An 8,787-nucleotide genomic window follows, 5' to 3' on the forward strand; every position below is an offset into this window, starting at 1 on the left:
CAATAAAGGTTGATTTTTCAGAAGAAATTTGAAAAGGGAAATAGCTATAGAATGGGTGTTTCTTTTGTGATAGACTATGGACTATGTTTTCTTTGTAAGGAAGCGGATTACCGCATTTTTTTATTTGTGGAATTGATTTCATGTAAGGTGAAATTGAAGAAGGAGAAAGAAATGAAATTGTTACAGAAAAAAGAAATTTTGCTTATTAGTCTTATGTTATTCTCTATGTTCTTTGGGGCCGGAAATCTTATATTTCCACCTTTCCTTGGATATGAAGCAGGAGAACATGTATGGATTGCATTGTTAGGTTTTATTATATCAGCAACAGGGCTTCCTATATTAGGTGTTATCGCTATTGCGAAAGCAGGGAGTTTTCAAACGTTAGCGGGCAGGGTTCATTCTTCATTTGCAATTATTTTTCCGTGTATTGTGTACTTATTTATTGGACCAGGTCTTGGTATACCACGTGCAGGAAGTTTAGCTTTTGAAATGGGGCCAGGCCAGTTGTTCCCAGAAGCGGGTAGCGTAGTTTTGTTATTGTACACGGCTATTTTCTTTAGTATTGTTTACTGGTTAAGTTTATCACCGTCTAAATTAATGGGCTTGTTTGGAAAGGTGTTAACGCCTTTATTATTATGTATGATTGCTATTATATTTATAAAAAGTATGTTTACATCAGTAGGCGGTGTGAAAGAGCCTGCAGGAAATTATGGACAAGCTCCTATGTTCCAAGGATTTTTAGATGGATATTTAACGATGGATGCGTTAGCAGCTTTAATATTTGGGATTGTTATTGCAAATGCTCTGCGTGCAAAAGGTGTAGCGGATGATAAAGGTTTAGCAAAATATATGAGTATTGCTGGTATTGGAGCAGGGCTTTTATTATCTATTATTTATGTCATTCTTGGATATGTTGGTTCAATTAGTGGTTCATTGGGTACATTTGATAACGGCGCGAAAGTGTTAGCACAAGTTATGACGACATTATTTGGACAAGGCGGAGTAGTATTATTAGGCTTTATTTTTACTATCGCATGTTTATGTGTTTCAATTGGGCTGGTTACGTCTTGTAGTCAGTTTTTTGCAAGTGTATTTCCGAAAGTATCTTATAAAGTTTGGGCATTTATATTAAGTTTTGTTAGTATGGTTTTAGCTAATTTAGGATTAACGCAAATTTTAAAAGTATCGGTACCGATTCTTGGATTTATTTATCCAGTTGCACTAACGCTTATTATTTTAGGGTTATTCCATAAGTATATTGGAAAGTATGTATACGTATATTCGGTAACGATTGGGCTCGTAGCGGTATTTAGTGCGATTGATATTTTAAACAAAAGTGTACTGATGAATAAATGGACACCACTACTAAAAATGCTTCCGTTTTATTCAGAAGGTGTAGGTTGGATTGTTCCGGCATTTGTAGGTGTCTGCCTCGGTGTAATTGTTAGTATTGCTATAAATAAGAATAAATAAGTAAGGGGTGTTTTCCTATTTCGGAAAACACCTTTCTTTTTTTGGAAAAATAGTATTGAAAATGAATAGACTAAGAGTATGATAAAGGTAATTGGTAATATATAGGTTTTACATGAATGATGAGGGGGGAGCGTATGAAGGAGGATTTGAATAAGAAAATAGAAGCACTCGAAACGGCAATTGAAACGATGCAAGAGGCACTTTATGAATTGAAAGCGAAACAAAGAAAAATAGAAGTAGATAAAGTTCAACAAAATGTTAATAAGGAAAAGAAAGAATATATTGAAGCGGTAAGTAATGAAAAGTTACAAGAAGATGTAGTTAAGACGAGGAAGTCCATGCAAGAGCCAGAGGTGAAACAAGTAGATATATCTGCATTTAAACCAGAACCATTTAATATTATAAAGTTTTGTCAAACGTGGTTACCACGCATATTTGTCGGTATTATGCTACTTGGCGTTATTTGGTTATTCAAAGCAGGGGTAGATGCCGGATTATTGACACCAGCGATACGAGTTGTGTTTGGTATAGTACTATCTGCCGGTTTGTATTACGTAGGAGATATACAAATTAAAAGAGAGCGGCAAGCGTTAGGGTTAGTATTAGCTGGAGGAAGTATTACGGGAATTGTTTTAACAACGTTTGCGGCACATTATTTATATGAGTTTATTCCTGCAAGTATTGCGTTTGTTTGCAACATTATATGGGTTGTTTTAGGGATTTATTTAGCGAAAAGATATAGATCGGAATATCTCGCTATTTTCGTGGCGGTGGGAGCATTTTTGGTTCCTTTCTTGTTAAATAGTACGACTCCTAATACCTATATTTTCTTTAGTTATGAGACGATATTAACAATTAGCCTATTATGGTATGCATTGAGAAACCTTTATAAGTACTTGTATATGATTTCTTATGTTGTTGCGGCAATTGTCCTATTTGTCTTCTTTGTTGTTATGTCAATATTAGTAGAGAATGTGCAAGTACAGTTAACAGTTGTATACGGTGCAATTCATTTACTATTATTTTGGCATATGTTTTCGGAGAGAAGTTTTATACAAGAAGCACGATTGGCGATATTTAGTGCGAATGCAGTTTTCTTTATTTTAGCCATTTCTCAAATTCCTGAATTTACAACGTGGGGATTAGTTATAAGTGCATTTGTGCATGCTGTTATGTTTGTACTTGAATATAGGAAGAATAAACATTCTGTATTTTCAAATCTAATATTTGGCTTTGCAATGGGATCATTTAGTTTAGCGATTTTATACGAGTATAGTTTGGTGAATGCAGCGATCGTATTATTGTTACAAGGTTTCCTCGGTATGGTTACTGCTATTAAAGTAAAGCAAAATATTAAGTTGTATGTTGGTGCAACGATTTATGCGATTGGAATGGTACAGACGATTTTTAGCCCGTTTGATGAGTTCATTTCAGCAGGGTTTGTCGCTCATATTATTTTAATAGGAACGTTCTATTATTGCATGATACAAGCAAAAGAAGTGTTAGCGAGTTTAGGTAAATATGTTTATTCTATAGCGCTCTACTCGTTAATGGTTATTGTATTTATTACAATTACTAGGATCGGTGAAGTTCTTTCTACAGATGGAAGTATAATTAGCGTATCTGTATCATTATTATGGATGGTATATGCTTTATTTGCAGTTTGGTTTGGCCGTTATAGACAGATGAACGAAATATTATATGCTGGATTAGTCGTATTAGTAGTAACAGTAGGGAAGTTATTCCTTCTCGACCTACCAGAGGTGTCGATGATGATTAGAGCGGTGTTATTCTTAATCGTAGGTAGTATAGGTATCGTTATTTCAAGAATGTTTTTCTCAAAAGAAGAGAAGTGAGAAGAAGGCAATCCCTTTATGGATTGCCTTTTCTTTTACTTTACTTCTTACCAATCGTTACAGCCTCATTATATTTAGCTGTTGTGTTTTGTCTTAGGCGAAGTGTTGCTTGTCCAGTTGTATTTGGATCAAGTTGTACGTTCACAATTTTTTCAGCAGATCCTTGGCTATTTGTTATGAAAGAGAATGTACTGCTATATCCGAAAGAAGATGGCCAAGTACCATTTGTATTTTGAACTTTTGCTACTTGTGTTCCACCAGTTGTGAAAATACCTAACGAATAATTATTGTACGTTGTATTTGGTAATAAGTTATTTACTTGAATCGTCATTTGGAACACTTCATTGTTTGGTAGAATGCTAGGGTGCGTAATTACGTAATCACTCGTTGTCACGGCGCCGTTATAGCCGTATGAACCAGATTTGAAAGTATTTGTATTGAACCACTGGTAACCTTGACTTGGTGCACTCCAAGGTTCTGGTTGTGGTTCTGTTGATAAACTTGGTTGTTCAAATGTTTGTAGAGCTGTAGGTGCATCAAGCTGTAAACCACTTACTTGATCTAAGCTTGTAAATGTTTCTTGCTTCGCTAACCAATTCACTATGTTTTCTAATAGAACAGCATCGTTTTCTTCTTTATAACCATCATAAGTTTTCTTTGATTGACCTGAATCTTCACGAACATATTTTGGCGAGGCATCTTCAACAGGAGAAGAATCACCAATAAAGGCTGCTTTTCCAAGGCCAACTTTCGAAATAGCAGCATAAGGACCCTCTGCAACGCCACCACCGTTATAAACGCCGCTATCAACAGCGTTATTCCATTTTGATGGATTTTCTGGAAGATATACAAGGCCTTTCGCTAGTTTTGGATTTGTAATCGCAAGAGTAGAGCCGGCATGCATTGCTACAGATGATACACCTTCTGTAATTCCGAATGATTGTTCAGGTGAAACAATATTTTTAGCTGAAACATCACCAAGTGCGTTATAGCGGAAGCGAATACCGAAATTATTGGATAGCCAATCAGAGCTTTCGACTCCTTGCATAGCTTGTGAATTTGCTTCCTCGTTTGACATTCCTTTTGCTGGATTATCCCAAGCACCGCGTCTATATCCATTGAATACTTCGGAAGAGTCCCAACGGTTTTTATTACGATCTGCATTATAATGATCGGCAATGAAGAAGATACTGCCGCCATTTTTCACGTATTGTAACATTGCATCTTGTTCAGATTTTTTGTAAGGAATATTAGCTTCTGGAACGATAAACACATTGTAGTTTTTTAAATCTTCGTATGTAATAGGTGCTGATTTACGAAGTTCTTTTACATGATATCCGTTTTGGGCAATGCCGTTTCCGAAATCAGAAAAACCGCCATCAATAACCCAATCAGCCGTCCCGGCAGTTTGACCGTGCGTATTATCGAATAATACTTTTTTCCCATTGTTTTGATTTACAATTTTTGCAGCAATTTCAGGAGATGGGTCTACAGAGCTTTCGGCATAAGTAGACGGTATGAACGAACTCCCCATACTAAGTGTAATTGCTGTTGCTAAAGAAAATGTGATCCATTTTTTATTCTTCATAGAAGAATCCCCCTAATAATAAATATATGTGCTTTAATAATGTAATTTATTTTTCTGAAAAAATAAAGACAGAAAACGTAAAAAATATTAAAAAATTGTAAAAATACCGTGAATTTTGTTGAGAAATATTTATATAGGCAATAAAAAATCCCCTCCAATTAATAAGGAAGGGATAGCTTGTTTAACTAATCTTTGAATTAGGTGTTTCATCGATCTTATGAAACCCTTTCATGTAATACACGATAGCTAAGCCAATAAGCCAAATTGGGCCAACGATTAATGCAATTCGTGTATCTTCTGAATACGCCATAATACCTAGTACAAGTGCAAGGAAGCCAAGTGAGAAGTAAGAGCTTAATGGATGTAAAGGCATTTTATACGTTAGCTTGTCTTTTTTCTCAGTTGGCAATCCTTTACGGAATTTAATTTGAGCGACTAATATTATACCCCAAGTCCAAATTGCCCCGAAAGTTGAAATACTAGTTAGCCATGTAAACACTTTTGCAGGAACGAGATAGTTTAATATAACGCCAACGAGTAAAACAATCGCAGTTGCTACAATACCTTGACTTGGAATGCCATTTTTATTTAAACGTCCAAATCGTTCAGGTGCTTTCTTTTGTTTTGCTAGTGTAAATAGCATACGGCCTGTACTAAACAAACCACCGTTACAAGATGAAAGAGCCGCTGTTAAAACGACAAAGTTAATAATACCTGCTGCCTTTGCAATACCGATTTGCTGGAACGTTAGTACGAAGGGACTTCCTTTCTCACCAAATTCGTTCCAAGGATAAATTGCCATCATAACGAATAATGCCCCGACGTAAAAGATTAGGATTCTCCAAAATACGTTATCGATAGCTTTTGCGAGTGTTTTCTTCGGGTTTTGAGCTTCACCAGCTGTAACACCAATTAGTTCAACGCCTAAATAAGCGAATAATACCATTTGTAAGGAAAGCAATAATCCAGAGAAGCCATTTGGGAACCAGCCCCCATGTTCCCAAAGATTTGAAATACCAGTTGCAACGCCGCCATTTCCAAATCCGAATAGAATAATACCAAAGCCAATTACTATCATACAGATAATTGTGACAATTTTGATGAGAGCAAACCAAAACTCAAGTTCTCCAAATACTTTTACTGATAAGAAGTTGAAAGCGCTCATTAATAATAGAGCGAGTAGTGCCCAAGTCCAGCGCGGGATATCTGGGAACCAGTACTGCATGTAAATTCCAGCCGCCGTAATTTCAGCCATACAAGTAACAACCCATAAGAACCAGTAGTTCCAACCAGTACTATAGCCAGCAAGTGGACCGATATAATCATTAGCATATTTACTAAAAGAACCGGCAACCGGTTGTTCAATTGCCATTTCTCCGAGCGCTCGCATAATGAAAAAAATAACGAGTCCAGCGATCATATAACCTAGTAAGATGGAAGGACCAGCTAGTTTAATAGCAGAAGCAGATCCTAAAAATAGCCCAACGCCAATAGCCGAACCGAGTGACATTAAAGTAATATGTCGTTCTTTTAAACCTCGATTTAAAGTTCCAGATTTGTTTGTGTGCTGCATAAGAAGAATCCCCCTTGTAGAATGAGCTACCTAAATATTTAACTATTTCAAATTATAAAACATTTCTATCTGTTATGCTACAAAAATAATCAAAATGAACTGTACTACATCTGAACTTGTCAGACTTAAACTTAAAATTCTCACTATTAGAGAATATATTGACTCTTCTTTTTATTGATTGTTAAGATTAAGTATTATATTTTCTCACATACTAGTAAGAAAAGAATGTGTGATAATAATTCAGGTGTAGGAAGGGTACATAGCCATGTTTCAATTACAAAAATATAACACTTCTGTGAAGCAAGAGCTTTTAGCGGGCATCACAACTTTTTTTACATTTGCGTATATTCTTGTCATCAATCCGAAAATATTATCTGATGCAGGTGTACCATTTGATCAAGCGTTTACGGCAACTATTATTGCGACAGTTATTGGGACGCTATGTATGGCGTTTTTAGCTAACTATCCAATTGTTATTGCTCCAGCTATGGGAATGAATGCATATTTTGCTTATTCTGTTGTTCAACAGGCAGAGGGGATTACATATGTCATTGCGTTTTCAGCAGTCTTTGTAACAGGCATTATTTTTCTTTCATTATCTTTCACTTCATTTAGGCAAAAGCTAATTATCGCAATTCCTGACAGTTTAAAACATGCAATTGCAGGTGGAATTGGACTATTTATTGCTTTTATTGGATTACGTCTATCTGGAATTATCGTGGATCATCCATCTAACTTAGTTACGATTGGTGATTTTCATTCTCCAGCCGTTATTTTAACTTTAATTGGTTTAATTTTAGCGGCAGTATTAATGGTATTACGTGTGAGTGGTGCATTATTTATTAGTATGATTGTGACAGGAATTATCGCCTTCTTTACGGGGCAACTGAAGTTTGAGGATAAAATTGTAGCGATGCCTCATTTACCAGAGGGTATTATCGTTTCAAATCCAATCAATGCTTTTTCAGATGTAATTCAGTATGGATTATATGGTGTTGTATTTTCATTTTTACTTGTACTTTTATTTGATACGACAGGTGCATTACTCGGTTTAATTAAACAAGCTGGTTTAATTACAGATAATACAGAGAAACGTTTTGGCAAAGCGTTTATTGCAGATGCGATTGGCGGAACGACAGGTTCTATCTTCGGAACAAGCCCAACAGCAGCAACGATTGAATCGTCAGCTGGTATTGCTGCAGGTGGTAAAACTGGATTAACAGGTATTGTAGTTGTTGGTCTAACGATTATAACGGCATTTTTCAGCCCTGTTATCGCGTCTTTATCAAGTGTAGCTGCTATTACAGCTCCTTCATTAATTATTGTAGGTAGTTTAATGGCACAAAGCATTCGTGATATTAATTGGAATGAATTTGAAGATGCATTACCAGCATTTTTAATTTTCGTTGGTATTCCGTTAACGTCTAGTATTGCAAATGGAATTGCAATTGGATTTTTAGTGTATCCAGTATTAAAAATTATGAAGGGGAAAGGGATGGAAGTACATCCGTTACTATATTTATTTACAATTTTATTTGGATGTCATTTATTCTTATAGTATAGAGATAGGAAAGGGGGCTTCTTATGAGAGGCTCCTTTTTTGTGTATAATAAAGTGAAAAAAACAAATCAATTACGTAAAATATAAATTACTTAATGGAATATATATGTTACAATAAAGGCAGAGGAGGAACATGAATGGCTGTAAGTAAAATAAAAGTCGCACGTGTTCAGTTAGATTTAACACAACAACAATTAGCAGAAAAAGTAGGCGTCACAAGGCAAACAATTAGTTTAATTGAGAAGGGGAAATACAATCCATCTTTAGATTTATGTTTGAAAATTTGTTATGCAGTAGATAAAACATTGAATGATTTGTTTTGGGAGGAAAAGGAGTGATTTAATGAAAATCGTGAAAGATGAGCGCTTAATGGTTGAAGGGTTAAAGCATATTAGAATGGCGTTTATCCTGCAAAACGTTATGATATTAGGGATTGTCTTTTATCGTTACGTCGTGCAAGGAGCCGGATATGAAAGTGTCTCTCATCTATTAATGATATTTATTGGCGGAATAGTAGTTATTAACTTCTTAAATTTAAAACATTCTGTAGAGGTATATGAGCATACAGGTGGAGTATCACGTAGTTATTTCATGAAACTATTATTAATTCCAGTAGGGATTGTTATTGGACTGTTAGCTATTTGTATCATTGTAACACCGGATATTTCGATAAAGGAAATTGGTATAACAGGAGTTATTATGTTTGTTTGCTTTTTAATTCCTAGTTTGTTTATATA

Annotated in this window: 7 protein-coding genes; 5 read left to right on the plus strand and 2 right to left on the minus strand. The window is 35.4% G+C overall.

Annotated features, from left to right (window positions below):
- Positions 1-171: 171 nt before the first annotated feature.
- Positions 172-1,473 (plus strand): branched-chain amino acid transport system II carrier protein BrnQ1, encoded by a 1,302-nt coding sequence (brnQ1, locus tag AB3X49_RS13580; RefSeq protein ID WP_407707208.1) that lies wholly within the window; start codon positions 172-174, stop codon positions 1,471-1,473.
- Between the two features lie 134 nt (positions 1,474-1,607).
- Positions 1,608-3,329 carry a DUF2339 domain-containing protein gene (locus AB3X49_RS13585; protein ID WP_367962696.1) on the plus strand — a complete coding sequence of 574 codons (1,722 nt, stop codon included), beginning with the start codon at positions 1,608-1,610 and terminating at the stop codon, positions 3,327-3,329.
- Positions 3,330-3,369: 40 nt separating this feature from the next.
- Here AB3X49_RS13585 and AB3X49_RS13590 read toward each other — a convergent pair whose 3' ends face one another.
- Together AB3X49_RS13590 and AB3X49_RS13595 are read right to left on the minus strand one after the other, a co-directional pair.
- Positions 3,370-4,917, minus strand: a complete 1,548-nt coding sequence (locus AB3X49_RS13590; protein ID WP_367962698.1) for a DNA-binding protein — start codon at positions 4,915-4,917, stop codon at positions 3,370-3,372.
- A gap of 181 nt (positions 4,918-5,098) precedes the next feature.
- A complete protein-coding gene (locus tag AB3X49_RS13595; protein WP_367962701.1) occupies positions 5,099-6,490 on the minus strand; it encodes an amino acid permease in 1,392 nt (463 codons plus the stop codon).
- A 265-nt stretch (positions 6,491-6,755) separates the two neighbouring features.
- On the opposite strand from AB3X49_RS13595, the gene AB3X49_RS13600 reads away from it, so the two are divergent.
- The 3 genes from AB3X49_RS13600 to AB3X49_RS13610 all read left to right on the plus strand — a co-directional run.
- Complete coding sequence (locus AB3X49_RS13600; RefSeq protein WP_367962703.1) at positions 6,756-8,048, plus strand: NCS2 family permease; 1,293 nt, start codon at positions 6,756-6,758, stop codon at positions 8,046-8,048.
- A 139-nt stretch (positions 8,049-8,187) separates the two neighbouring features.
- Entirely contained in the window at positions 8,188-8,388 is a 201-nt protein-coding gene (locus AB3X49_RS13605) for a helix-turn-helix transcriptional regulator (protein WP_000301182.1), read from the plus strand.
- A 4-nt stretch (positions 8,389-8,392) separates the two neighbouring features.
- On the plus strand, positions 8,393-8,787 hold a 395-nt coding region (locus AB3X49_RS13610; protein WP_367962707.1), incomplete at its 3' end, for a hypothetical protein.

The sequence above is a fragment of the Bacillus sp. C30 genome, assembly GCF_040838255.1.
In the GTDB taxonomy this organism is placed as follows: Bacteria; Bacillota; Bacilli; order Bacillales; family Bacillaceae_G; genus Bacillus_A; species Bacillus_A mycoides.

Excerpts from the sequence above, each read along its gene's own strand:
- brnQ1 (WP_407707208.1), top strand. The coding sequence starts at position 172 with ATGAAATTGTTACAGAAAAAAGAAATTTTGCTTATTAGTCTTATGTTA.
- AB3X49_RS13585 (WP_367962696.1), top strand. The coding sequence starts at position 1,608 with ATGAAGGAGGATTTGAATAAGAAAATAGAAGCACTCGAAACGGCAATT.
- AB3X49_RS13590 (WP_367962698.1), bottom strand. The coding sequence starts at position 4,917 with ATGAAGAATAAAAAATGGATCACATTTTCTTTAGCAACAGCAATTACA.
- AB3X49_RS13595 (WP_367962701.1), bottom strand. The coding sequence starts at position 6,490 with ATGCAGCACACAAACAAATCTGGAACTTTAAATCGAGGTTTAAAAGAA.
- AB3X49_RS13600 (WP_367962703.1), top strand. The coding sequence starts at position 6,756 with ATGTTTCAATTACAAAAATATAACACTTCTGTGAAGCAAGAGCTTTTA.
- AB3X49_RS13605 (WP_000301182.1), top strand. The coding sequence starts at position 8,188 with ATGGCTGTAAGTAAAATAAAAGTCGCACGTGTTCAGTTAGATTTAACA.